Genomic DNA, 23,861 nt, shown 5'->3' with positions numbered 1-23,861 from the left:
GAGCCGCCTCGGACGGCTCGACGGACTCGGCCTCGGTCACGTTCTCACTGGTCATCGATGCATCTTCCTTGATCAGGAGTTACACCGATCGTTTTGCAGTCCCCAGCATCGGCGTGTCAGCGGTCGGCGCCGACAGGTCCAGCGCACCGCCGGACGCCTTGGACACTGTCACCGTGGCCGCACCGATGTTGGCCGATCCCGGATCAATCACCAGGGAATACGTACCGGTCATGGCAAGGTCGTGGGCCTGCCAGTTTCCACCGTCCGCCGCCACATAACCGGTGCTACCCACCTGGACGCCTTGCGGGTCGTACAACCGGAGCCCGACAGTCGAGTTGAACGTCGACGCAGTGATCCCGAACCCGATGTCGTCACCCTGCTCGGCATCGAACAGCACCTGCGCACGCCTGCCCGGCGTCGTGATCGCCACTGTCGGCGGGTTGTCGTCCGTCACCGAGGTACGCACTGTGGTCTCGAACGTACCGTCATCGCTGCCGGCCGTGATCCTGAAGTCCGACGGCACCATAGCGATTCCGTCCGGCGTCTCCACCTGAACGCGGCCGGTGGTAGCCCCCTCGGGCACCTTCACCGTCACCGACGTGGCCGTGACTCCGACCAGTTCGCCCAGCGTCCCGCCGTTGAAGCGCACCGCATTGTCCGTCGCGGCCGAAGCGAACCCCGAGCCCGTCAGCACCACCCGCGTGCCAGGTGCCCCGGATACGGGCTCCATCGTGGAGACAACCGGGCCCGAGGGCGCGAGGGCGAACGACTCAGCCGACTGGGCACTTGAACTGCCCACCTTCACCGAGACCTTGCCGTCGACCGCACCCACCGGAACAGTCACGACCAGCCGCGTGGCTGTCGCAGAGGTGACCGTGGCCGCCTTGCCGCCGAAAGAGACGGCGTTGTTCGCGGCCGTCACGGAGAAGCCTGTGCCCGACAGCGTCACCTTCGCCCCGGCCGCAGCTCTCACGGGGACCACCGACAGCACGGACAGTGTGCTGGAAGCGAAGCGGTCCACTCCCAGGCGGTTGCCGGCCTCGTCGTAACGGTAGCGGGCGGTCTCACCACCCGGATCGCTCACCCCGACCAGACGCCCGGCCGCGTCGTAGGCATACACCGCGTCGCTGGTCGTCGGCGCATCGGCCGCCCCGGTCTCACCCTTCGGCGCGGCCGTCCCGGGCTGTGAAGGCTTCGAGGGGAGCGCGGAGGAGGACGGGCTGCCACTTGGCAGGCTACTGGGGACCTCCGACAGCGTCCCCTCGGCACGGGTTGCTGCGGACGGGACCGGAACAGGCGGACGAGATGGGTCCGGAGCCGCCTCCGCAGAGATCGCGCCACCTGCCAGCGCGAGCGCCAGGACGCCAACAGTCAATGACCGCCAGAGCGTGGAAAGTCGTACCCCGAACCGTTCGCCGCGCACACGCACCGCGCCCTCCCCAGGACAAACACATGAGCCACAACAGGACCACGAGACCCACACTCCCCATGCAGGCCGTCACAACATACACACATTCCGTCATGTGCATGCCGGAGATCAACTGAAAGACTCGCGCAACCGAACGAATCGAGTCACGGGGCTCGACCTCTTGGACACTCCGGCCGGCGCAGGCGGACCTCGAAGGCCCCGGTGGCCTTACTGTGTTTGGCACACAAGCAGACCCGGCCGGAGCCCGCCCACGGCCTTCCGGGCTAACCCGCCTGCCGCCACACCGTGCGGTTCTTGCATCTCCGGACACCGGGTGACCGTATTGACGCGTTGCGCCCACTTATGGGGAAGTCCCGTGATCGCCCCGTCTCCGGAGGTGATGTCGTGTCAGGCGGAATCTTGCGTGCGGTCTGCACCACTGCCCTGGCCGCGCTCGTCGTGACCTCGCCGGCGGCCGCCGCGCCCGTGCCGCCCGCTGCGGGGTCCACGCCCACAGGTACGAGAAAGAGCGTCGCCCAGCTCCTGTCCGAACTGCGTCAGCTGTACCAGCAGGCCGAGGAGGCCACCGAGACGTACAACGGGACCGCCGCCGAGCTGAAGAAGCGCGCGGCACAGGCGACGAAGCTCGACATCGCTCTCGTCGCCGCCCGGACCGCGCTGGCCGACAGCCGCGACGAGGCGGGGCGGCTGGCCCGGGAGCAGTACCAGGGCCGGTCCGACTTCTCCGCGTACATGCGGCTGCTGCTGTCCCGGGACCCCGAACACCTCCTGGACCAGGAGCATGTGATCCGGCGCGCGGCGGCCGGGCGGGCGGCGACGGTGAAGCGGCTCACCGGCGCCGAGAAGCGCGCCGACGAGCTGGCGACCGAGTCCCGCAAGGTCCTCGACCGGCAGCAGGTGCTGGCCGCGAAGCAGAAGAAGCAGCGGGACACGGTCCGGTCGCGGCTGAAGGCCGTCGAGTCGATGCTGGCCACGCTCTCCGGCACCCAGCTCACCGAGCTGTCCCGGCTCGAACAGCGGGACATGGAAAAGGCCCAGGGCGCCCTGGTCACCTCGGGGGCCCTGTCCTCGACGAGGCCGCCGTCCGAGGCGGGCGGCGAGGCGGTGAAGTACGCGATCGGCCAGGTCGGCAAGCCGTACGTGTGGGGCGCGGAGGGGCCGGACTCCTTCGACTGCTCGGGGCTCACCTCGCAGGCCTGGGCGAAGGCGGGCCGGGTCATTCCGCGGACGTCGCAGGAGCAGTGGCGGCAGCTGCGGAAGGTGCCTACGAACGCGCTGCGCCCGGGTGACCTGGTGATCTACTTCCCGAAGGCCACGCATGTGGCGATGTACATCGGCAACGGTCTGGTGGTGCAGGCACCCCGGCCGGGCTCGCAGGTGAAGGTCTCGCCGGTGGCGTCGAATCCGCTGCTCGGCGCCGTACGGCCCGACCCGCAGAGCGCGCCGCTGTCCACGTACAGGCCGCCGCAGCTCCCGCAGGGGGCTTCCTCCGGCTCGGACGCGGGGTACGGCTCGTCGTCGGCCCCCTCTGGCTCCGGGCAGTAGGCGGCGCGGAGCGGGAACGACAGCAGGGCCGGGTCCGGTCGGATGTCCGACAGGCCCCGGCCCTGCTGTCGTCGGTCAGGCGGTCTGCGCCGCCCCGGAGACCTCGGCGAGGTACGCGTTGGTCTTCTCCGGGTCGAAGAAGAAGTTGTCGAAGTCCGCCGGGTCGTTGAAGCCGTTGGCGAAGCGGTTGGCGACCGGCTGGAGCTGGCCGGCGGCGCCGATCAGGTTCAGTACGTGCTCCGGCGGAACGCCGAGCATCGCGTTGGTCCACTTCACGACGTGCTGCGCGGTGTCCCAGTAACGGTCGAACGTGGCCTGCATCCACTCCGCGTCGAACTCCCGGTCGCCGTGCTCGATGATCGAGTCCAGGTAGGCGTTGGCGCACTTGGAGGCCGAGTTGGAGCCCTGGCCGGTGATCGGGTCGTTGGCGACGACGACGTCCGCGACGCCGAGCACCAGACCGCCGCCGGGCAGCCGGCCGATCGGCTTGCGGACGGTCGGAGCGTAGCGGCCCGCCAGGGTGCCGTTGGCGTCGGTCAGTTCGACCTTGGTGGCGCGGGCGTACTCCCACGGCGTGAACCGCTCCATGAGCTCCAGCGTCTTCGCCAGGTGCTCGGAGGGGTCCTTGATGCCCTGGAACACGTCGAGCGGGCCGCCCGGAACGCCTTCCCAGAACAGGATGTCGGCGCGGCCGGACGTGGTCAGCGTCGGCATCACGAAGAGCTCGCCGACACCGGGGACCAGGTTGCAGCGGACCGCGTCGAACTCGGGGTGCTCCGGGCGCGGGCCCATGCCGTGGACGTATGCGACGGCCAGGGCGCGCTGCGGGGCGTCGAACGGCGAACGGGAGGCGTCCCGGCCGAACATGGAGACCAGCTCGCCCTTGCCCGCGGAGACCATCACCAGGTCGTAGGTGCGGGAGAAGTAGTCCAGGTCGGAGACGGCCGCGCCGTGGATGACGAGCTGTCCGCCGCGCTGGGCGAAGGTCTCCATCCAGCCGGCCATCTTCACGCGCTGGTCGACGGACTGGGCGAAGCCGTCCAGCTTGCCGACCCAGTCGACGGCGCGCGAGGAGTCGGGCGCCGCGACGGAGACGCCGAGGCCCTCGATGTGCGGGGCCTGGGACTCCCAGAAGTTGAGCTGGTAGTCACGCTCGTGCTGGAGCGCCGTGTGGAACATGCACTGCGTCGACATGACCCGGCCGGAGCGGATCTCGTCGGCCGTGCGGTTGGACATCAGGGTGACTTCGTACCCACGGGACTGCAGTCCGAGGGCCAGCTGGAGTCCGGACTGGCCGGCTCCGACTATGAGTATCTTCCGCATCGCGGTTCTCCGTTGTGTGTAGCTGGGTCGTGTTGTCGGACGTCGTGCGGCAGACGGCAGTCCGACGACACGGCCTAGGCCGGGGTGGCATCGAGAGCGAGGCCCACCAGGGCCAGCAGCGACTCGATGACGGTGATCTTGTTGCGCGCGTCCATGATCACAACAGGCACATGCGGCGGGACGGTCAGGGCCTCCCGGACGTCCGCGGCCTCGAACCCGGGTGTTCCCTCGAAGTGGTTGACGGCGACGATGTACGGCAGCCCGCAGCTCTCGAAGTAGTCGAGGGCGGGGAAGCAGTCGGCGAGCCGACGGGTGTCGGCCATCACGACCGCGCCGATCGCGCCGCGCACCAGGTCGTCCCACATGAACCAGAAGCGCTGCTGGCCCGGTGTGCCGAACACGTACAGCACGAGGTCGTCGTCGAGCGTGATCCGGCCGAAGTCCATCGCGACGGTCGTGGTGACCTTGTCGGGCGTCGCGGAGAGGTCGTCGGTCTCCTCGCTGGCCTGGGTCATCATCGCTTCGGTCTTCAGCGGGGTGATCTCGGAGACCGACCCGACGAATGTCGTCTTGCCCACGCCGAACCCGCCCGCGACCACGATCTTCGTGGCGATGGGGGCCCTGGTGTGGTCCAACTGCCAGGCCTGGAGCGATTCCTCGGCCTGGTCCCTGGCGCCCGGCTGCCGCGGGGCGAAGAGCGGCGACTCAGAGACGGCGGAGTCCATTGAGCACCCTTTCGAGCAGTGCGCGGTCGGGCTGGCCGGTGCCGTGACCGGTCCCGTACACGCGGATCTTTCCCTGGTCGGCCAAGTCGCTGAGCAGCACCCGGACCACGCCGAGCGGCATCTTCAACAAGGCCGAGATCTCCGCGACCGTACGCATCCGGCGGCAGATTTCGACGATGGCCTGGAGCTCCGGCATGACGCGGCCGGCCAGGTTGCCGTTGGTCAGCTCCCGGCGCTCCTCGGGCGCTTCGAGCGCGGCGACGAACGTCTCGACGAGCAGGACGTGGCCGAAGCGGGTGCGTCCGCCGGTGAGCGAGTACGGGCGGACCCGTGCGGGCCTTCGGTCGGACCCGCGGACGGGGAGCCTGCGGGCGGGTTCAGCAGCGGGCTTCACTGGGTGCTCTCCATCGATTTGCGCAGTTCACTGCGGAGTTCGGGGGTGAGTACATGTCCGGCCCGGCCGACGAAGAGCGCCATGTGGTAGGCGATGACGCTCATGTCGCAGTCCGGGGTGGCGTGCACACCGAGCAGCGAGCCGTCGCTGATCGACATGACGAAGACACTGCCTTCGTCCATGGCGACCATCGTCTGCTTGACGCCGCCGCCGTCCATCAGCTTGGCGGCGCCGATGGTGAGGCTGCCGATGCCGGAAACAATGGTCGCCAGGTCGGCGCTGGAGCCCTTGGGGCCGTCCTGACCGCCGGTGCTCCGAGCGACCAGATGGCCGGGGTCGGAGGAGAGCAGCATCAGTCCGTCGGACGAGACGACGGTGACCGAGTGGACCCCTGGCACCTCCTCCACCAGATTGCTCAGCAACCAGTGAAGGTTACGGGCCTCGGTACTCAGCCCGAATGTGCTGGGCGCAGTCAACTGCGTGCCTCCTCGACTGTGTCCCCCGTCTCATCCGTCTGATCGGTACGTACGGGGTGTCCACCTGGTCCGGTGGCTCCCGGGAGGGACTGCGTGGCCGTGATCTCGGCGATCTCCGCCTCGACGTCACGGCGGCCTTCCTTCGCGCCCTGGTGGAAGCCGCCGAGCCGACGGCGCAGCGCCTCCTTGTCCAGACTGCCCTTGCGCTCGGTGGTGGGTGCAGCGGTGGGCTTGACGACCTTGGGGGTGCGCTTGGGAAGCCCCTTGTCCGTGATGCGTTCGGCCTGCTGCGGCTGCGACTGCTGTTCCGGCTGCCGGGGGCCGGGCAGTGCGTCGGCCACGGGCGTGGGGGCCGGGGCAGGAGCGGCGGTGTACGGCTCCGGGGTCTCGTCCGCGACGTGCTCATGGCGGTCGGGGCCGATGGCGTACGGGTCGGGCGCCTTGGTTTCGGGTGCGTCCGCGAACTCCGGCACCACCGGGAGCCGGACCTGCATCGTGACCTCGGACTCCGCCTCGACCGGAAGCTCCGTCGCGGCCGGGGCCTCCGTCCGGGCCGGGGCAGGCCCGGGGGTGGCGGCGGGCGCGGGGGGAGCGGCGGGTGCCGGCTCGGCGCCCGCCTCGCGGATCGTCTGCTCGGCGGCGGCGATCAGCGGGTCCCCGGGCAGGCCGAGCGTACGGCCCGGCAGTGCGTTGGAGTTGGCCTCGGCGACCGAACCCGGCAGGTTCAGCGCGGGCGCCTCCCCGGGGACCTGCACCGGCGGCGGGGTGGCGGCCGGGGGCGCCTTCGGCAGCAGGGCCTGGGGCAGGACGACGACCGCGGTGACCCCGCTGCCCTTGTGGTCGCGCAGCTGGACCCGTACGCCGTGGCGCGCGGCCAGCAGGGAGGTGACCTGGAGGCCGAGACCGGCCCCGGACGCCCCCTTGTCGTCCGGCTCGCCCGAATCGAACAGGGTGGGGTCGCCCAGCCGGGTGTTGAGCTCGCCCATCCGCACGGCCGACATCCCGATGCCCTCGTCCTGCACGGAGAGCATCACCTCGCCGCTCTCCAGCAGCCAGCCGGAGAGCTGGACGTGGGAGTCCGGCGGCGAGAAGGAGGTCGCGTTCTCCAGGAGTTCGGCGACGAGGTGGCTGAGGTCGTCGGCGGCGAAGCCGGCGATCTGGGCGTGCGGCGGCAGGGACTGGATGGTGACCCGCTCGTACCGCTCGATCTCCGACACGGCCGCGCGCAACACGTCGACCAGCGGGATCGGCCCCGCGTGCCCGTGGCCGTGCTCGGCGCCCGCGAGGACCAGCATGTTCTCGCTGTGCCTGCGCATGACGGTGGCCATGTGGTCGAGCTTGAAGAGGGTGGCGAGCCGCTCCGGGTCGTGCTCCCGCTCCTCCAGGCTCTCGATGACCCCGAGCTGGCGCTCGACGAGGCCGAGGGTGCGCAGCGAGAGGTTGACGAAGGTGTGGTGGACCGTGTTCTTCAGCCGCTCCAGCTGGGCGGTGAGGTCGGAGGCCAGGACCTGGAGCTCGGCGCGCTGGACGGTGAGGGCCTCGCGCCCGGCGATCAGCTCGCCGCGCTCGGTCTGCAGGCTCTCGAAACGGCCGTTGAACTCGTGGAGGAGCCCCTGGAGCTTGCCGTGCAGGCTGTTGAGGGACCGTACGACCTGGGCGAACTCGTCGTTGCGACCGGTGTAGCGGATCGGTTCGGCGGTGTCGGGCTCCGTGGCGAGGCGGGCGGCGCCGATCCGCAGGACGGCGAGCGGCTGGGTGAGGGTGCGGGCCACGGCGGTGGAGACGCCGACGGCGATCAGCAGACAGCCGCCGAGCAGCGCGATGCGCAGTTCGAGCGCGGTGACGTCGTCGTCGCGCAACTGCTCCAGGCGCTGGATCTGTTCGGTGCCGAGGGCCGACTCGACGCTCCGCATCCGGTCGATCCGGGCGGAGAGCGCCGCCTCGGCCTTCTTGCGGTTGGTCTGCTGGTCGGAGTCCGACAGCTCGGGGCGGCCGGTGAGGGAGTTGAGGTACTTCTCCGCGCTGTTGACCTCGGGACCGGTGACGGTGGACGACAGCTTGTCGCGGGCGGTGGCGCCCGCGGCCTGGTCGAAGTCGGCGAGCGAGCCGAGTTCGCGGACCCGGGCCTGCTGGGCGGCGGCGCTCAGCTCGTCACGGGTGCGGTCGTCCTTGTCGCTGCCGCTGTCCTGGGGCTGCATCGGGAGCCCGGTCAGCGGGTCGGTCTGCGGGACCGTGTCCTTGCGGGGCACCGAGAGCGCGGCGATCAGCAGCCCGCGGGTGGCGGAGGCCTGCTCGGTGGCCTGTCCGAGGGCGAGCGGGGCGCGGGTGGCCTCGGCCGCGCGCGGCGGGGTCTTCTCGGCGAGTTCGTCGGCGAGGTCGTGAAGCTTGGCGATGACCTCGGAGTAGGCCTGGTGGGCCTCCAGTGCCGTGCCCTTGCCGCTGAGCGCGTCGCGGCGCAGGGAGGGGATGGTGGAGAGGTCGCGGCGCAGTGCCTCCGGGGCCGTGCCCCTGATCTCGTCGACCTGCTGGTCGACACGGGCGCTCCGGCCACGGGAGTCGTCCTTGCCGTCCGTCGCGCCGGACTTCCCGTCACGTCCGGCGGCGAGCCCGGCGGTGACCTCGTCGCGCTCGTCCGCGAGAGCGTGGGCGAGGGCGAGGGCCTGCTGGTTCAGCTCGGCGAGGGTGACCAGCCGTTGCGATTCGTTCAGTTCGGAGGAGGCGGCGAGGATCGCGGGCGTGCCCGCGGCGATGACGGTGATACCGACGACCGCGACACCGGCGACCAGCCGGCTCCGTACGCGCGCGGTGCGCCGGGTGCCCTCGCTCTCGGCAGGTGCCGGTGGCGTCGCCCCGGAACCGCGTTGCTTGCCGCCCTTGCTCCGAGGCCGCTTCTTCTGCACCGGTGCTCGCAATCTTGACTCGTCCGCCCTTGAAGCAGAGGTGACGCACGGTCACATGTAACGAGCGCCCCGACCCCTGGTACGGCTTCCGACCATTCCAGTGCTTTTGAGAGGGGGGCGCGCATCAACCACTCCGCCACCTGAACGAGTGAACAACACTCCAGAGTTGGCGAACAAGTTTGCCCTGGGAGGCCTTCGGCCACACCTGGCCCGTCGGCTGGAACTTCCGCGCAGGCTTTGGCAGGATGCCCGCCCGCACGCCCCACGGAGTCATTCCTTCCGCTCCGGGCACTCGTCTGACCTGCTGGTGCAGGCCAATCCCGGGCGGGTGCAGGGCTCGTGAAGGCGTCGTGCAGACTGGCCGCATGCGCATCGAACTGGCCACCGTCCCCGGCAGCCCGGAACGCCCGAACGAGGACTGGGCCGCCACCGTGCTTCCCGCTTCCGGCCAGGGCGGGGCGCTGATCCTGCTCGACGGAGTGACCCCACCCCGGGGGGACGACGGTTGTGTGCACTCGGTCCCCTGGTTCACCGCCCGGCTGGGCGGCGCACTGGTCGAACTGTCCGGTTCACGGCGGGATCTGACTCTTCAGGAGATCCTGGCAGTGTCCATCCGGCGCACCGCCGACACGCACCGTTCCCCATGTGACCTTTCTCACGTACGCACACCTCAGGCAACGGTCGTCATGGCGCGCTGGGACGACCGCGAGGTCGAACACCTGGTGCTCTCCGATTCCGTACTGTTGTTCGAGGCACACGACGGAGGTGTGCGCCCCCTGCTCGACGACCGGCTCGACCGGCTGCCGCCCGGCTCGCTGAGCACCGAGGCGGTCGCCGACACCCGGGTGCGGAACAAGGAGGGCGGCTTCTTCACCGCCGCCGCCGACCCCTCCGTGGCGGCCCGCGCGGTCACCGGGCGCACCCCGCTCGACCAGGTGCGGTCCATCGCCGCACTGACCGACGGGGCGGCCCGCTGGACCGAGATGTTCCACGAGGGCGACTGGGCGGACTGCCTCGGCGTTCTCCACAAGGAGGGGACGCAGGCGCTGATCGACCGGGTCAGGGCCCTGGAGGACGCGGACACCGGACGCGTGCGTCTGCGCCACAGCAAGACACACGACGACGCGACGGCGGTGTACGCGGTGCTGTGACGGCACACCAGGAGGCCGGCCCGGCGGGCGTCAGTCCTCGGCTCGGGCGTTCAAGTGGTGCAGCAGCCTGGCCAGTTCGGCCACCTCGGCCCGGTCCCAGTCGTCCAGCTTGCGGACATAGCGCTCACGGCGGGCATCACGCACACTGCGGTAACGGGCCAGCCCCTCGACGGTGAGGTGGACGAGGAAGGCCCGGCCGTCGGCCGGATCGGGTTCACGGGCCACCAGTCCGAGGTCTTCCAGGGCGCGCAGTTGACGGCTCATGGTCGCCTTGCCCACCCCGAAGTAGGCCGCGAGATCGGTGGCCCGCTGCTGTCCCGCCGACTCCAGCCGGACGAGAAGTCCGTACGCGGCGGCCTCCAGTTCCGGGTGGACCTCGCGTGCCATTTCCCCCGAGTTGGCACGTGCCCGGCGCAGAAAGACGGCCAACTCCCGCTCCAGGGCAAGGAATGCGTGGTCCACACCACTCCCCCCGGTCGCGCCGGGTTCACTACCGCTTTCGCTCCCGTGCACGTCAACACCCCTCGTGAGCTTTCCTGTCGCTGAAAATTTCTTTCGCCGCTGGTCATCGCCGCAGCTCCGCCAGTATTTCGTAGGCATAGACCAACGGCAGCGACCAGGCCCCCTTCCGCGGCACGGGTCTACGTGCGTAGCGTCATGCATGGCATGTTCACACCATTACATGTCACAGGGGTGCGCCCGGCGCCCCCCTGGGATCAGCACGTCCCCCCACCACGTCCTCGGAGGCATTCCCCATGCCGGTGCTCAGATCCACTTCCAAGGCGTCCCGCCGCTCGCGCCTCGCGGCGGCCGGAACCCTGCTCGCAGCCCTCTCCCTCCTGCTCACCCTGCCCGGCGCGGCGAGCGCCGCGGGCACCCACGACTCGGCCGCCGCCAAGAAGCCCGCCCGCGGCACGGCCACGATGGGCATGGGTGTCGTCGCCCACGACGGCCAGGGCGGACTGCCGCGGGACACCCGCGCCGTCCAGACCGAAGGCGTGGACGTCTCCGGCCACCAGGGCAACGTCAACTGGTCGACGCTCTGGAACAGCGGCGTGAAGTGGGCCTACACCAAGGCCACCGAGGGCACGTACTACACGAACGAGTACTTCGCGCAGCAGTACAACGGCTCGTACAACGTCGGCATGATCCGCGGCGCGTACCACTTCGCCACCCCGAACACCACGAGCGGCGCCGTCCAGGCCAACTACTTCGTGGACCACGGGGGCGGCTGGTCGCGGGACGGCAAGACGCTGCCCGGCGTGCTCGACATCGAGTGGAACCCGTACGGCGACCAGTGCTTCGGCAAGACCGCGGCCGGCATGGTCTCCTGGATCCGCGACTTCGTGAACACGTACAAGGCGCGCACCGGACGCGACGCGGTCATCTACACCGCCACCAGCTGGTGGAAGACCTGCACCGGGAACAACGCGGGCTTCGGCGCCACCAACCCGCTGTGGGTGGCCCGCTACGACTCCACGGTCGGCGAGCTCCCGGCCGGTTGGGGCTTCTACACGATATGGCAGTACACCTCGTCCGGCCCCACCGTCGGCGACCACGACCGCTTCAACGGCGCCCTCGACCGCGTCCAGGCCCTCGCCAACGGCTGAGCCCGCCCGCCGCACCGCTTCACCCAGCAGAGCCCCGGTGGTCCACCGGGGCTCTTCGCTTTCACCCCTCCGACCAGGGATTTCGCCCTCCAGGGCGGCAGCGGACCCCCTATGCATTCAGCGTATACACCCTATGTATAGTCCTTCTCTGCCGCACACCGCGCGCCCTGTTCAGCCACGGAGGAGTGACCCGCCTTGTCCATGAAGACGAAGTCGATCGGTACAGGGTTGGCCGCTGCCCTTGTGACGGCGCTCACCCTGACGCTGAGCGGCTGCTCCATGCAGACCACCGCGCCGGCCTCGGCGCGTGGTGACGCGGGCTCCGACGCCAAGGGTTCCTTCGGCCCGGTGGACTGCCGCAAGGCGAAGTGCATAGCGCTGACCTTCGACGCGGGACCGGGCGAGGACACCCCGCACCTGCTGGACATCCTCAAGGAGAAGAAGGTGCACGCGACCTTCTTCCTGCTGGGCAAGAACCACGTCAAGAAGCACCCCGACACCGTGCGCAGGATCGCCGCCGAGGGGCACGAGGTGGCCAACCACACGTGGACCCACCAGGTCCTGACGGACCGTAAGCCGGCCGAGATACGCGCCGAGCTGGCGAAGACGCAGGACGCGATAGCGGAGATCACCGGCAAGAAGCCGCGCCTCATGCGCCCGCCGCAGGGCCGCACCGACGACACCGTCTCGGACATCAGCAAGGACCTGGGGCTCTCCCAGATCCTGTGGAGCGCCACCGCGAAGGACTACTCCACGACCGACTCGGCGCTGATCAAGAAGCGCATCCTGGACCAGGCGAGCAAGGACGGCGTCATCCTGCTGCACGACATCTACAAGGGCACGGTGCCCGCGGTGCCCGGCATCATCGACGCACTGAAGAAGCAGGGCTACACCTTCGTCACCGTGCCGCAGCTGATGGCTCCCGCCGAGCCGGTCCCCGGGACCATCTACCGCCCCTGAGCCGGCGAGCGGGAGACCCTGGGCCCTGTCGTCAAACTGCCGTCGTCGCCCGGAGGGCGGCCGCGCGGCGTCTGGTGCGTGCGATCGCAAGGCGCCGGAATGGTCTCGTAGCGGAGCTACTAGGCCCTGTCGCCCGGAGGCGGTGACGTCGATGGCGTTGCCGAAGCAGTCGGCTCGGCCGGGACCGGTTGCCGGTACGCACCTGCGGATCACGCGGAACGGCCCGCCGGTACGCACCTGCGGATCACGCGGAACGGCCCGCCCACCCGTTGCCGGGAAGGCGGGCCGTCCGTACCGGCCGCGTACGCGGTGCCACGTCCGTCACGCCGTGGCGGCTACGCCGCGGCCGGGATCCTCTCCTCGGGCCTGGCCGCGGAGGCCGGGGCCAGGGCGATCTCCAGGACCTGGCGGACATCGGTCACCGGGTGGACCTCCAGCGTGTCCAGGACCTCGGCGGGGACGTCGTCCAGGTCGGCCTCGTTCCGCTTCGGGATCACCACGGTGGTGATCCCGGCGCGGTGTGCGGCCAGCAGCTTCTGCTTCAGGCCGCCGATCGGCAGCACCCGTCCGGTCAGCGAGACCTCACCGGTCATCGCCACGTCCGTGCGGACCAGCCGTCCGGAGAGCAGCGAGGCCAGCGCCGTCGTCATGGTGATACCGGCGCTCGGGCCGTCCTTCGGGACCGCGCCCGCCGGGAAGTGGATGTGCACGCCGCGGTCCTTCAGGTCCGCGACCGGCAGTTCCAGCTCCGCGCCGTGCGAGCGCAGGAAGCTCAGCGCGATCTGCGCGGACTCCTTCATGACGTCGCCGAGCTGGCCGGTGAGGGTCAGTCCGGACGCCCCGGTCTCCGGGTCGGCCAGCGACGCCTCCACGAACAGCACGTCGCCGCCCGCGCCGGTCACCGCGAGTCCGGTGGCCACACCGGGCACCGAGGTGCGGCGCTCGGCCGGGTCCTGGGCGGACTCGGGGACGTGGTGCGGACGTCCGATCAGACCGCGCAGATCCGCTTCGGTGACCGTGAACGGAAGCTCCCGGTCGCCCAGTTCGTGCTGGGCCGCGACCTTGCGGAGCAGCCGGGCGACGGCCCGCTCCAGGTTCCGTACGCCCGCTTCACGGGTGTACTCGCCGGCCAGCTTGCGCAGCGCGGACTCGTCGAGCGTCACCTCGTCCTTCTCCAGACCGGCCCGCTCCAGCTGGCGCGGGAGCAGGTGGTCCCGGGCGATGACGACCTTCTCGTCCTCGGTGTAGCCGTCGAGCCTGACCAGCTCCATGCGGTCGAGCAGGGCCTCCGGGATGGCTTCGAGCACATTGGCCGTGGCCAGGAAGACGACATCGCTGAGGTCGAGCTCGACCTCCAGGTAGTGGTCGCGGAAGGTGTGGTTCTGCGCCGGGTCGAGGACTTCGAGGAGGGCGGCGGCCGGGTCTCCCCGGAAGTCGGAGCCGACCTTGTCGATCTCGTCGAGCAGGACGACCGGGTTCATCGAACCGGCCTCCTTGATGGCCCGGACGATACGTCCCGGCAGGGCACCGACGTACGTACGCCGGTGGCCGCGGATCTCCGCCTCGTCCCGCACACCGCCGAGCGCGACGCGGACGAACTTGCGGCCCATGGCGTGCGCGACGGATTCCCCGAGCGAGGTCTTGCCCACGCCCGGAGGCCCCACCAGCGCCAGCACGGCACCGCCGCGCCGCCCGCCGACGACCCCCAGTCCGCGGTCGGAGCGCCGCTTGCGGACGGCGAGGTACTCGGTGATGCGCTCCTTCACGTCCTGGAGCCCCGCGTGCTCGGCGTCGAGGATGCGCTGGGCGCCCCGGATGTCGTAGGCGTCCTCGGTCCGCTCGGTCCACGGCAGTTCGAGGACGGTGTCGAGCCAGGTCCTGATCCAGGAACCCTCGGGGCTCTGGTCGGAGGAGCGCTCCAGCTTGTCGACCTCCTTGAGCGCGGCCTCGCGGACATGCTCGGGAAGGTCGGCGGCCTCGACACGGGCCCGGTAGTCGTCGGACTCGTCTGCGCCGGAACCAGGACCGCCGTTGAGATCGGAGAGCTCCTTTCGGACGGCTTCGAGCTGGCGCCGCAGCAGGAATTCGCGCTGCTGCTTGTCGACGCCCTCCTGGACGTCCTTGGCGATGGACTCGGCGACGTCCTGCTCGGCGAGGTGTTCACCGAGCCACTGGATGGCGAGCTTCAGCCGGGCGACCGGGTCCGTGGTCTCCAGGAGCTGCACCTTCTGGGCCGTGGTGAGGAAGGGCGAGTAACCGGAATTGTCGGCGAGCGCGGAGATGTCCTCGATCTGCTGGACCCGGTCCACGACCTGCCAGGCGCCGCGCTTCTTCAGCCAGCTGGTGGCGAGCGCCTTGTACTCCTTGACCAGCTCGGCGGCGGCACCGGGAAGCGGGTCGGGAACGACCGTGTCGACCCGTGTCCCCTCCACCCAGAGCGCTCCACCCGGCCCGCTGGTCCCGGCCCCGATCCGCACCCGGCCCCGGCCGCGGATCAGCGCGCCCGGATCTCCGTCCGAAAGCCGTCCGACCTGCTCGACGGTGCCGATGACACCGGTACCGGTGTACGTCCCGTCGATCCGCGGCACCAGAAGCACCTCGGGCTTGCCGCCGCCGTCCCGGGCCGCGGCCTGTGCGGCCTCCACGGCGGCACGTACATCGGTGTCGGACAGGTCCAGAGGCACCACCATCCCGGGCAGCACGACCTCGTCGTCGAGCGGCAGCACGGGCAGGGCGAGCGGAGTGACCGCATTGGAATCGATAGCCATGATCTCCCCTTCGGCAGTCAAGTTGAGCTATCCAGACTCAATGCTCCTGAGCGGCTCCTTGTTCCCCGGAGGGTGTTCGCTGTGAGCGATCGACCGGTCGCGCTCGCGCCCCGACCCCCGACCCCCGATCGCCGGGCCCCGGCCCCCCGACCCCGCTGCTCGCCCGCGAGACCAACGGGGACCTGTTTCTCCTGCTCCCCCGCTGGCGGCGAAGGGCCGCCGAAGCCACCACGGACGCCGAACGCCGATATCTGAGCCGGGGCGTCGCCCGCCGTCTCGTCCGGTCCGGCTTCACCCTGGTCATGCCGCGGTGGCGCGGCTGGACCAGCGACCTGGCCGAGTCCGCCGAGGTGTTCGCCCGCTACTACCCGGACCACCCGGAGCGGATCGAGCAGATGCGGCTGGCCGCGCACATCGGCCGCAACCCCTCCGCCGACCCGGCCGTCGTCGCGGCACTCATCGACGACCTGGCCCCCTGGCTGGCGGCCGAGTATCTCGCGGTGCACGGTGAGAAGGCACCACGCCCCTGACCACCGCTCCCCCGGCCGCACCGGCCCGGCGCAGCAGCGGCCAGCAGGCCACACCGAGCAGCAGCGCCAGCGGATGGCCCCAGTTGGTGAGCGGGTTGTCCAGATCGAGCAGGTCGCGCACCAGCATCGCGCCCACCCCGCCGAGCACCAGCACCCGCACCAGCGGGGTGAGCAGTCCGGTGAGCGCGCCCACGCTCGCCAGCAGCCCGAAGCTGATGCCGTAGTCGAGTCGGTGCAGCGACGACTCCGGCAGATGCCCGACGACCACGGAGAGCCCGACCGGGATCTCCGTGGCGAGCGTCGCCACGACATGACCGAGCTGGAACACCGCGGCGGTCCGCCACCCGCCGATGCGGCGTTCCAGCGCGGTCAGCACGAGAGCGAAGGCGAAGACGTACGGGGAGGTGAGCCCGCCGACGACCCACAGGGCGCTGGCCACCAGGACGAGCAGCGGGGTCTCGCCGAGGTGCGCGACGTCCGTGCTCGACTCGCGCAGCACGGCGGCGACGGTGTCGGGATCGGCGTACTCCATGAAGAGGGACGTGACGACCAGTACCAGCAGGTACCCGAAGGTGAACGGGGTACCGGTGGGCGTCGGCAGCAGCCGCAGCCATCGGCGGGCCCTGCGGACCGGAGGCGGCGGGGCCGCGGTGTCGCCCGTGCGGCCCTGGCACGGGATGGCGTCGAGCAGCGGAGCCGCGAAGGGGGCTTCGCGGACCGCCCTGTCCGTACGCTGATGCACCGCGTGAGGCCCCTTTCCATCACAAGCCCCCCAAAGCAACGTCCTACCTTCTGTGATCATCCCCCGCGCCGTCCATGGCGTGAGCCACACGCGCCGTCCGTGAACCGGCCCGGGTCCGTCGCCCGATAGAGAGGTGTGAAGCTGTTGCGCCCCTCGGGGGAGGACCCGGACGACGACGACGCCCTGCTGCGTGCCGTCGCGCAGGGGGACACGGAAGCCCTGGCGACGCTCTACGACCGGCACGCCGGCTGGCTGCTGGCCCGACTGGGCAGGCGGTGCGCGGATGCCGAGACCGTACGGGAAGTTCTCCAGGACACCTTCGTGACGGTCTGGCGCTCCGCCGGATCGCACCGCGGAGCCCGGGTCGGCGGCTGGCTGTGGGTGATCGCCTCGCGCCGGCTGGTGGACGCGCAGCGGGTCCACGCCCGTACCGATCTCGCCACCCGGGCCGGGCGGACCGGGAGCAACGAGTGGGCCGCCACCGCGCCGTCCGCCGAGGAGCGGGTGCTCGCCGGGCTGGAGTACGGGGATGTGGGCGCCGCGCTCGACCGGATCTCGCCCGAGCTGCGGGAGGTCCTGCGCGCCACGGTCATCGACGGGCTGACGACCCGCGAGACGGCCCGGCTCCTGGGCATACCCGAGGGCACGGTCAAGACCCGGGCGATGCGGGCCAGACGTGAGCTGCGCGCCGCACTGGAGCTGTCGGCCGCGGAGGCCGGACCGCTGGGAGGAACGGCATGACCACGACGGGAGGTGCCGGCATGCCCCACTGGCACGTGAGCGAGGAGCTGGCCGGGCGGTACGCCGCCGGTCCGGTGCCGGAGACGGACGCGTGGTCCGTCGAGAAGCACGTGGAGGCGTGCGGGGGATGCGCGGCCCGGATCTCGGCGGCGGTACGCACGCGGCCGGAGGCGGGGGCGGCGCTGGACGCGGTGCGCGCGGGGGTACTGGCCGCGGTGGCGGCGGAGGGGGTGCCGGCGAGGGGGCCCGCCCGCAGCGTCCGGCACCGCTTCCCCGGGGCCGCGACCCGCGCCGGGCGGCTGTTGTGGGCCGCCGGGCCCGCGCTGCGCAGGCCGTGGCTGCTGGCGCTGGTGCTGGTGGCCGTCGGGGCTCTCGCGCTGGCGTACGGGGCCGGGGCCGGGGCCGGGGAGACCATCCGCCCGCTGCTCCTCGTCGTCGCGCCGGTGCTGCCGCTGGCCGGGGTCGCCCTCTCCTACGGCCGGCACGCGGACCCGATGCACGAGATCACCGCCACCACCCCGTCCGGCGGGCTGCCGCTGCTGCTGACCAGGACCGCCGCGGTGCTCGCCGTGAGCATCCCGGCGCTCACGCTCGCCGGGGCGGCGCTGCCCCCGTCCACCGGGTGGCCCGGCGCGGCGGCATGGCTGCTGCCGGGACTCGCGATGACGCTGGCGGCGCTCGCCCTCGGTTCGTACGTCGGCTGCCGTACCGGTGCCACGTCCATCGCCGCGGCCTGGGCGGCCGCCGTGGTCCTTCCTGCCTTCGCCGCGTCGCCCCCGGCGACCGCCGAGGCGGCGGCCGAGGCCGCGCGGTACTTCGCGGGGCCCGCCGCACAGGCCGGCTGGGCGGCGGGCGCGCTGGGGTGCGCCGCGCTGCTCGCCGTACGCCGTAGATCCTTCGATCATCTGGAGAAGTTGTGAGCGTGAACGCATGAGCGGTATCGAGGCCGTGAACACGGTCGAGGTAAGGGCGCTGACCGTCCGGCACCGCAGGACGACCGCGCTGGACGCCGTCGATCTGGACTTCGCGCCCGGCGTGCACGGGCTGCTCGGACCGAACGGGGCGGGCAAGACCTCGCTGATCCGGGTGCTCGCCACCGTCGCCGCGCCCTCCGGCGGCCGGGTGGAGCTGCTCGGCAGCGAGGTGGGCTCCGAGTCGGACCACCGCAGCCGGGCGGCGGTCCGGCGCAGGCTCGGCTATCTGCCGCAGGAGTTCGGCTACTACCCGGGCTTCACGGTCCGCGAATTCGTCTCCTATGTGGCCTGGCTCAAGGAGATGGACGCGGCGGCGGTCCCGGCGGCCGTGGAACGCGCGGTGGACCGGGTGGGTCTGGCGGACCGGATCGACTCACGGGTGAAGACCCTGTCGGGCGGCATGGTGCGGCGCGTCGGCATCGCCCAGGCGATCGTCAACGATCCGGACCTGCTGCTGCTCGACGAGCCCACCGCCGGTCTGGACCCGGAGCAACGGGTCGAGTTCCGGGCGCTGATACGGGAGCTGGGCCGCGCCACCACCGTGATCGTCTCGACCCACCTGGTCGAGGACGTCGCCGCGGCCTGCACCGATGTCACGCTGATCGAGGCGGGCCGGATCGCGTACCGGGGTACGACGCGGGAGCTGACGGAGCTCGGCGGCACCGCGGACGGTGGAGCGGAGCGGCCGGACGGCAACCCGATCGAGCGCGGCTACACCGCCGCGCTGCGGGCGCACCGGGCGGCGGTGGCGAGCCGATGACAGCCTCCGCCACGTCCGTGAAGACCGCGGCCGGGAAGCCCCCGTCCGGGAGGGCCCCGGCCCGCACCGCCCTACTCACCGCCCTGCGGACCGAACTCCGGCGCGGGATCGCCCCCTGGACCGGTCTCGCCGTCATGCTCACCCTCCTCGTTCCGCTGTGGAGCAAGTCGGCCCAGTGGCAGGGGAGCTGGGGCGAGACCCAGAACCAACTGCACACGGCGACCGCACTGCTCGGCGGCCCGCTCGTCGCAGCGGCCACCTGCTGGCAGGGCGGCCGGGAGCACCGCCGGCGCACCGCCGAACTGCTGCTCTCGGTCCCCCGCAGCCGGCTCGCGCAGGTGATGACGGCCGCGACGCCGATCTTGCTGTGGGCGGCGGCCGGGTACCTGCTCGCGCTGGGCGTGGTGTTCGCGGCCACGGCTCCGTACACCGGGGCAGGCGGTCCGTCGCTCTCGGTCGTCGTCGCGGATCTCGGTTCCCTGCTGTCCATCGGCTTCGTCGGCTTCGTGGCCGGGCGGCTGGTGCGGTGGCGGCTGATCGCCCCGGTGCTCGCGGCCGTTCTCTACGTGCTCCTGGGGGCCCCGAACTATGTGGAATCGGATGCCCGGTTCCTGAGCCCCGCCGAGCAGTACGCGTTCGAAGGGTCCGTCCCGGTGTGGTGGTTCGCACCGGTCCAGCTGGCCTGGACGGGCGGCATCGCCGCCACCGTGCTGCTCGCGTACGCGGCCCGGCGGCGCCTGCTGGCCGTCGTACCGCTCGCGCTGGCGGTCACGGCCGGAGCGGTGATCGCGCCGGCGGGCGAGAACCTGTTCCGGGCCGACCCGACCGCGACGCGCAGGGTCTGCTCGGCACCGGCACCCGGCAGGCCACAGATCTGTGTGAAGGCGCCCGATGCCCTTGTGCTGCCCAGCGCGTCCGAAGCCCTGGCCGGCATGTTCTCGCGGTTGGAGGGGGTCCCGGGCGCACCGGTCAGATACGTGGACCCGGAGTCCGATCCGAAGGCCGGCGAAGCCGCGCTCGCCCATGTCATGCGCGGCTGGGGCATCACGCGGAACAGGCTGACCGATCCTCAGGCGTACGCCTCGAACACCGCCCTGACCCTGGTGGACCGCGACTGTCCGGACGGCTTGAGAACGAGCGACCGCAAGGTGTCCGAGCGAGTGCATCTCACGGACGACGCGGTACGCACCTGGCTGGCCGGCGACGACTCCCCATGGGACCCGGACGCCCGCCCCCTCGTCACCCGCCTCACGACCATGCCGGACGCCGACCGCAGGGCCTGGCTCGGCCACTTCCTGGCCACCCTGAAGAGCTGCGAGCCCGCGGAGGTGCCGGCCCTGTGAGCGCTCAGCCGGCCCACGCCGCTCTCCCCCTCCGCTACCTCCGCTCCCGCGCCCTCCCCCTCACCACCGCCACCCTGATCTGCGTCGCCCTCGTCGCCGCCTGGGCCGCCCACTGGCTGCAGAGCCAGCCGCACTTCGACCACACCGCCCGTGTCCCGGTCGTCGTGCTGGCCCCGCTGCTCGCCTCCTCGGCGATCGGCACCAGCCTGCACGCGCACTCCGACGAGCTGGACCGGACCGCCGTGGGCCGCTGGTGGCCGCGCCGGCTGCTGCATCTGCTGGCGCTGACCGTGCTGACGGCCGGAGTGCTCGCGGCGGCGGTCCCGGGGCACCCGGAGGAGTTCGGCGTACCGGCCATGGTGCGCAACGTGCTCGGCGCGACCGGGGTGGCCGCCGCCTCCGTCGCCCTGCTCGGTGCCCGGCTGAGCTGGCTTCCGATGACGGTCTACGGCGGCGCCGTCTACCTGGCGGCGCCCCGCACCCCGGGCGGCGCGGCGGCGGTGTGGGCCTGGCCGATGCAGCCGGGCCCGCAGGTCGCTGCGTGGGCGGTGGCCGTGACGGCGTACGTGGCCGGGGCGGTGTTCCTCACTGTGCGTGGCCCGCGCCCGGAGCGCGGGTAGCCCCGGCGGCGGGTGACTCCTCGGACGGATCCGGCAATCCGCTGGCCTCCGGCCGCGCCGACCGGACAGGATGGCGGGGCCCCGTGTCCGCCATCCACCGGAGACCCGCACCATGCCCGATATTCACCACTCCGACGCTCTCGCCCCCGTCACGCTCGACCGCCGCGAAGGCCCGCACGGCGAGGTCGTTCTGCGGGAGCGGGGCGACGACTTCGAGATCATCGCCAACGGGTGTTTCCTGATGGACACCTCGGACGGACGCTCCGAACGGCTGCTGATCGACGCGGCGCTGGCCGCCCTCCCCACCGGCCGGCCGGCCCCGTCGGTGCTCATCGGGGGTCTCGGCGTCGGCTTCTCGCTCGTCCGGGCCGCCGCCGAGCCGCGGTGGGGCCGGATCGTCGTCGCCGAGCGGGAGCAGGCGATCGTGGACTGGCACCTGGAGGGGCCGCTGGCCGCGATCTCCGGTGCGGCGCTCGCCGATCCCCGGACCGGGATCCTGACGACGGATCTCGTCGAGTACCTGAGAACGACTACGGACCGTTACGACGCCCTGTGTCTGGACATCGACAACGGGCCGGACTGGACCGTCACCGACGACAACACGAGCCTCTACTCCCCCGCCGGTCTCGCGGACTGCCGGGAGCGGCTGACACCGGGCGGCGTTCTCGCAGTGTGGTCCGCACAACCGTCCGCCGATTTCGAACAAGCCCTGCGGAATGCCGGATTCGATGGGGTAAGAACCGAAGAGGTCGCTGTTGCCCGAGGTGTGCCCGACGTGGTGCATCTCGCACTTCGGACAGACTGAGATTCCCCACCGGGTATCGCCGGCCCCCGGAAGCCCGGGGGCCAAGCGGCACAAGACAGACACTCCGCCACTTCCTTGCACCCGAGGCGTTACACCCTGCGTAGCCGAGAACAGTCCGCTGCCTTTACGCTGCTGACCGGTAACGGGATCACCCACGAAATCCACAAGCGAAGACCGTGCGTCCGGGGGAATGGCCCCCGTGAGAACGGGGCAGGGGCGGGGCGATGGAACAGACACACACCACCCACAACGGCGTCGCGGCCACCCCTGGCGCGCAGCGCCGGGTGCTGGTGGTCGAGGACGACCCCACGATCGTCGATGCCATTTCCGCCCGGCTGCGGGCCGAGGGCTTTCTGGTGCAGACCGCACTCGACGGCCCGGCGGCGGTGGACGCGGCCGAGGCGTGGCAACCCGATCTGATGGTGCTCGACATCATGCTTCCCGGCTTCGACGGCCTGGAGGTCTGCCGCCGCGTGCAGGCCCAGCGGCCGGTGCCGGTGCTGATGCTGACCGCCCGGGACGACGAGACCGACATGCTGGTCGGCCTCGGGGTCGGCGCCGACGACTACATGACCAAGCCGTTCTCGATGCGCGAGCTGGCGGCCCGGGTCCATGTCCTGCTGCGCCGGGTCGAGCGCGCGGCGCTGGCCGCGGTGACGCCGCGCAGCGGGATCCTGCGCCTCGGCGAGCTGGAGATCGATCACGCGCAGCGCCGGGTCAGGGTGCGCGCCGACGACGTCCACCTCACACCGACCGAGTTCGACCTGCTGGTCTGTCTGGCCAATACGCCGCGCGCGGTGCTCTCCCGGGAGCAGCTGCTGGCCGAGGTCTGGGACTGGGCGGACGCCTCCGGCACCCGTACGGTCGACAGCCACATCAAGGCGCTGCGCCGGAAGATCGGCGCGGAACGGATCCGTACCGTGCACGGTGTGGGCTACGCCCTGGAGACCCCGGCTCCATGACCCGGCCCGGTTCCGGACTGCGTCCTTTCTCGGTCAAGGCCAAGATGAGCACGCTCGTCGTGGTCTCGGTCTTCATCACCACCGGCCTGCTGATGGTGGCCGTGCGCACCAGGACCGAGCTGCGGTTCATCACGGTGTTCTCGGTGATCGCGACCCTGTTGATCACCCAGTTCGTGGCGCACGGTCTGACCGCGCCGCTGGAAGAGATGACCACCGTGGCCCGGTCCGTCTCGCACGGCGACTACACCAGACGGGTGAGCGGCGCCGGCCGGCGCGACGAGCTCGGCGACCTGGCCCAGACGATCAACCGCATGGCGGACGATCTGGAGGCCGTGGACCGGCATCGCAAGGAACTGGTGGCGAATGTCTCGCACGAGCTGCGAACACCCATCGCGGCGCTGAGAGCCGTGCTGGAGAACGTCGTGGACGGGGTGTCCTCGGCCGATCCCGAGACGATGCGTACCGCGCTGAAGCAGACCGAGCGGCTCGGCAGGCTGGTGGAGACGCTGCTGGACCTGTCCCGCCTGGACAACGGGGTGGTCACGCTCAAGGCCCGCCGTTTCGAGGTGTGGCCGTATCTGTCGGGCGTGCTGAAGGAGGCGAACCTCGCCGCCTCGCACCGCCGGCTGTCGTCCGGTTCCGGGAACCACATGCGCAAGGACGTGCATCTGCATCTGGACGTGTCGCCGCCGGAGCTGACCGCGCACGCGGACGCGGAACGCCTGCACCAGGTGGTGGCCAATCTGATCGACAACGCCGTCAAGCACAGCCCGCCGCACGGCCGGGTCACCGTGCTGGCCCGGCGCGGGCCCGGACCGGAGTCCCTGACGCTGGAGGTCCTGGACGAGGGGCCGGGCATTCCGGAGTCCGAGCGGTACCGGGTCTTCGAGCGCTTCAACCGCGGCGAGGTGCCCTCCCCGCACGGGCCGGGCAGCGACGGCGGTACGGGCCTGGGCCTGGCGATCGCCCGCTGGGCGGTGGATCTGCACGGCGGACGCATCGGTGTGGCCGAATCCGTTCGCGGCTGCCGCATCCAGGTCACTCTTCCGGGGGTCCCTCAACCGCGAGGTTGACATAGGGTTCGAACCGGAAGGGCACGTTCT

General features: G+C 71.3%; 21 protein-coding genes and 1 pseudogene. 13 read left to right on the top strand and 9 right to left on the bottom strand.

Annotated elements, in window-relative coordinates:
- Nucleotides 1–79: 79 nt before the first annotated feature.
- Nucleotides 80–1,120, bottom strand: a complete 1,041-nt coding sequence (locus ACFVX4_RS24485) for an IPT/TIG domain-containing protein (RefSeq protein WP_389980806.1) — start codon at nucleotides 1,118–1,120, stop codon at nucleotides 80–82.
- A 693-nt stretch (nucleotides 1,121–1,813) separates the two neighbouring features.
- On the opposite strand from ACFVX4_RS24485, the gene ACFVX4_RS24480 reads away from it, so the two are divergent.
- The gene (locus tag ACFVX4_RS24480; protein WP_389980804.1) at nucleotides 1,814–2,974 is read left to right on the top strand and encodes an NlpC/P60 family protein; all 1,161 of its coding nucleotides are present in this window, start codon (nucleotides 1,814–1,816) and stop codon (nucleotides 2,972–2,974) included.
- A gap of 75 nt (nucleotides 2,975–3,049) precedes the next feature.
- Here the strand turns inward: ACFVX4_RS24480 and ACFVX4_RS24475 are convergent, their stop codons facing one another.
- The 5 genes from ACFVX4_RS24475 to ACFVX4_RS24455 form a co-directional block, all read right to left on the bottom strand.
- On the bottom strand, nucleotides 3,050–4,297 hold the full coding sequence (locus tag ACFVX4_RS24475; protein WP_389980802.1) for a styrene monooxygenase/indole monooxygenase family protein: 1,248 nt from the start codon (nucleotides 4,295–4,297) through the stop codon (nucleotides 3,050–3,052).
- Nucleotides 4,298–4,371: 74 nt separating this feature from the next.
- Nucleotides 4,372–5,022, bottom strand: a complete 651-nt coding sequence (locus ACFVX4_RS24470; RefSeq protein WP_389980800.1) for an ATP/GTP-binding protein — start codon at nucleotides 5,020–5,022, stop codon at nucleotides 4,372–4,374.
- On the bottom strand, nucleotides 5,003–5,416 hold the full coding sequence (locus tag ACFVX4_RS24465; protein ID WP_266414359.1) for a DUF742 domain-containing protein: 414 nt from the start codon (nucleotides 5,414–5,416) through the stop codon (nucleotides 5,003–5,005). The genes ACFVX4_RS24470 and ACFVX4_RS24465 overlap by 20 nt, the downstream gene beginning before the upstream one ends.
- Nucleotides 5,413–5,892, bottom strand: coding sequence for a roadblock/LC7 domain-containing protein (locus ACFVX4_RS24460; protein WP_266414361.1), 480 nt, complete (start codon nucleotides 5,890–5,892; stop codon nucleotides 5,413–5,415). The genes ACFVX4_RS24465 and ACFVX4_RS24460 overlap by 4 nt, the downstream gene beginning before the upstream one ends.
- On the bottom strand, nucleotides 5,889–8,792 hold the full coding sequence (locus tag ACFVX4_RS24455; protein WP_389980798.1) for a nitrate- and nitrite sensing domain-containing protein: 2,904 nt from the start codon (nucleotides 8,790–8,792) through the stop codon (nucleotides 5,889–5,891). The genes ACFVX4_RS24460 and ACFVX4_RS24455 overlap by 4 nt, the downstream gene beginning before the upstream one ends.
- Before the next feature lie 365 nt (nucleotides 8,793–9,157).
- Here ACFVX4_RS24455 and ACFVX4_RS24450 point away from each other — a divergent pair, with 365 nt between their 5' ends.
- Nucleotides 9,158–9,943 carry a hypothetical protein gene (locus tag ACFVX4_RS24450; RefSeq protein WP_389980796.1) on the top strand — a complete coding sequence of 262 codons (786 nt, stop codon included), beginning with the start codon at nucleotides 9,158–9,160 and terminating at the stop codon, nucleotides 9,941–9,943.
- A gap of 30 nt (nucleotides 9,944–9,973) precedes the next feature.
- Here ACFVX4_RS24450 and ACFVX4_RS24445 read toward each other — a convergent pair whose 3' ends face one another.
- Nucleotides 9,974–10,456 carry a MarR family winged helix-turn-helix transcriptional regulator gene (locus tag ACFVX4_RS24445; protein WP_385329491.1) on the bottom strand — a complete coding sequence of 161 codons (483 nt, stop codon included), beginning with the start codon at nucleotides 10,454–10,456 and terminating at the stop codon, nucleotides 9,974–9,976.
- A gap of 242 nt (nucleotides 10,457–10,698) precedes the next feature.
- Between ACFVX4_RS24445 and ACFVX4_RS24440 the strand changes: the two genes are divergently transcribed.
- Entirely contained in the window at nucleotides 10,699–11,553 is an 855-nt protein-coding gene (locus ACFVX4_RS24440) for a lysozyme (RefSeq protein WP_389980794.1), read from the top strand.
- Between the two features lie 201 nt (nucleotides 11,554–11,754).
- Nucleotides 11,755–12,513: a polysaccharide deacetylase family protein gene (locus ACFVX4_RS24435; protein ID WP_385329871.1), complete on the top strand. Its 759-nt coding sequence runs from the start codon at nucleotides 11,755–11,757 to the stop codon at nucleotides 12,511–12,513.
- A gap of 335 nt (nucleotides 12,514–12,848) precedes the next feature.
- On the opposite strand, the gene lon is transcribed toward ACFVX4_RS24435, so the two are convergent.
- Nucleotides 12,849–15,281, bottom strand: coding sequence for an endopeptidase La (gene lon, locus ACFVX4_RS24430; protein WP_389980792.1), 2,433 nt, complete (start codon nucleotides 15,279–15,281; stop codon nucleotides 12,849–12,851).
- A gap of 146 nt (nucleotides 15,282–15,427) precedes the next feature.
- Between lon and ACFVX4_RS24425 the strand changes: the two are divergent.
- Nucleotides 15,428–15,811, top strand: a pseudogene (locus ACFVX4_RS24425) (nucleotidyltransferase); the annotation flags it as partial.
- Here ACFVX4_RS24425 and ACFVX4_RS24420 read toward each other — a convergent pair.
- Nucleotides 15,738–16,553, bottom strand: coding sequence for a rhomboid-like protein (locus ACFVX4_RS24420; protein WP_389980790.1), 816 nt, complete (start codon nucleotides 16,551–16,553; stop codon nucleotides 15,738–15,740). The pseudogene ACFVX4_RS24425 and the gene ACFVX4_RS24420 overlap by 74 nt on opposite strands.
- Before the next feature lie 135 nt (nucleotides 16,554–16,688).
- Between ACFVX4_RS24420 and ACFVX4_RS24415 the strand changes: the two genes are divergently transcribed.
- The 8 genes from ACFVX4_RS24415 to ACFVX4_RS24380 all read left to right on the top strand — a co-directional run bounded on the left by ACFVX4_RS24415 (nucleotide 16,689) and on the right by ACFVX4_RS24380 (nucleotide 23,831).
- Complete coding sequence (locus ACFVX4_RS24415) at nucleotides 16,689–17,294, top strand: RNA polymerase sigma factor (protein WP_389980789.1); 606 nt, start codon at nucleotides 16,689–16,691, stop codon at nucleotides 17,292–17,294.
- Complete coding sequence (locus ACFVX4_RS24410; protein ID WP_389980787.1) at nucleotides 17,291–18,214, top strand: zf-HC2 domain-containing protein; 924 nt, start codon at nucleotides 17,291–17,293, stop codon at nucleotides 18,212–18,214. Before ACFVX4_RS24415 ends, ACFVX4_RS24410 begins: the two co-directional genes overlap by 4 nt.
- 10 nt (nucleotides 18,215–18,224) lie before the next feature.
- A complete protein-coding gene (locus ACFVX4_RS24405) occupies nucleotides 18,225–19,028 on the top strand; it encodes an ABC transporter ATP-binding protein (RefSeq protein WP_389980785.1) in 804 nt (267 codons plus the stop codon).
- On the top strand, nucleotides 19,025–20,371 hold the full coding sequence (locus ACFVX4_RS24400; RefSeq protein ID WP_389980783.1) for a hypothetical protein: 1,347 nt from the start codon (nucleotides 19,025–19,027) through the stop codon (nucleotides 20,369–20,371). The genes ACFVX4_RS24405 and ACFVX4_RS24400 overlap by 4 nt, the downstream gene beginning before the upstream one ends.
- The gene (locus ACFVX4_RS24395) at nucleotides 20,368–20,991 is read left to right on the top strand and encodes a hypothetical protein (protein WP_389980781.1); all 624 of its coding nucleotides are present in this window, start codon (nucleotides 20,368–20,370) and stop codon (nucleotides 20,989–20,991) included. Before ACFVX4_RS24400 ends, ACFVX4_RS24395 begins: the two co-directional genes overlap by 4 nt.
- A gap of 112 nt (nucleotides 20,992–21,103) precedes the next feature.
- Nucleotides 21,104–21,796 carry a spermidine synthase gene (locus ACFVX4_RS24390; protein ID WP_389980779.1) on the top strand — a complete coding sequence of 231 codons (693 nt, stop codon included), beginning with the start codon at nucleotides 21,104–21,106 and terminating at the stop codon, nucleotides 21,794–21,796.
- A 224-nt stretch (nucleotides 21,797–22,020) separates the two neighbouring features.
- The gene (locus ACFVX4_RS24385) at nucleotides 22,021–22,758 is read left to right on the top strand and encodes a response regulator transcription factor (RefSeq protein ID WP_056794186.1); all 738 of its coding nucleotides are present in this window, start codon (nucleotides 22,021–22,023) and stop codon (nucleotides 22,756–22,758) included.
- Nucleotides 22,755–23,831 carry an ATP-binding protein gene (locus tag ACFVX4_RS24380; RefSeq protein WP_389980777.1) on the top strand — a complete coding sequence of 359 codons (1,077 nt, stop codon included), beginning with the start codon at nucleotides 22,755–22,757 and terminating at the stop codon, nucleotides 23,829–23,831. Before ACFVX4_RS24385 ends, ACFVX4_RS24380 begins: the two co-directional genes overlap by 4 nt.
- Nucleotides 23,832–23,861 lie beyond the last annotated feature (30 nt).

It is taken from the genome of Streptomyces sp. NPDC058240, from assembly GCF_042882135.1.
Classification (GTDB): domain Bacteria; phylum Actinomycetota; class Actinomycetes; order Streptomycetales; family Streptomycetaceae; genus Streptomyces.
The sequence above is the reverse complement of the archived record's forward strand: the minus strand, read 5'-3'. Positions and strand labels throughout refer to the sequence as shown.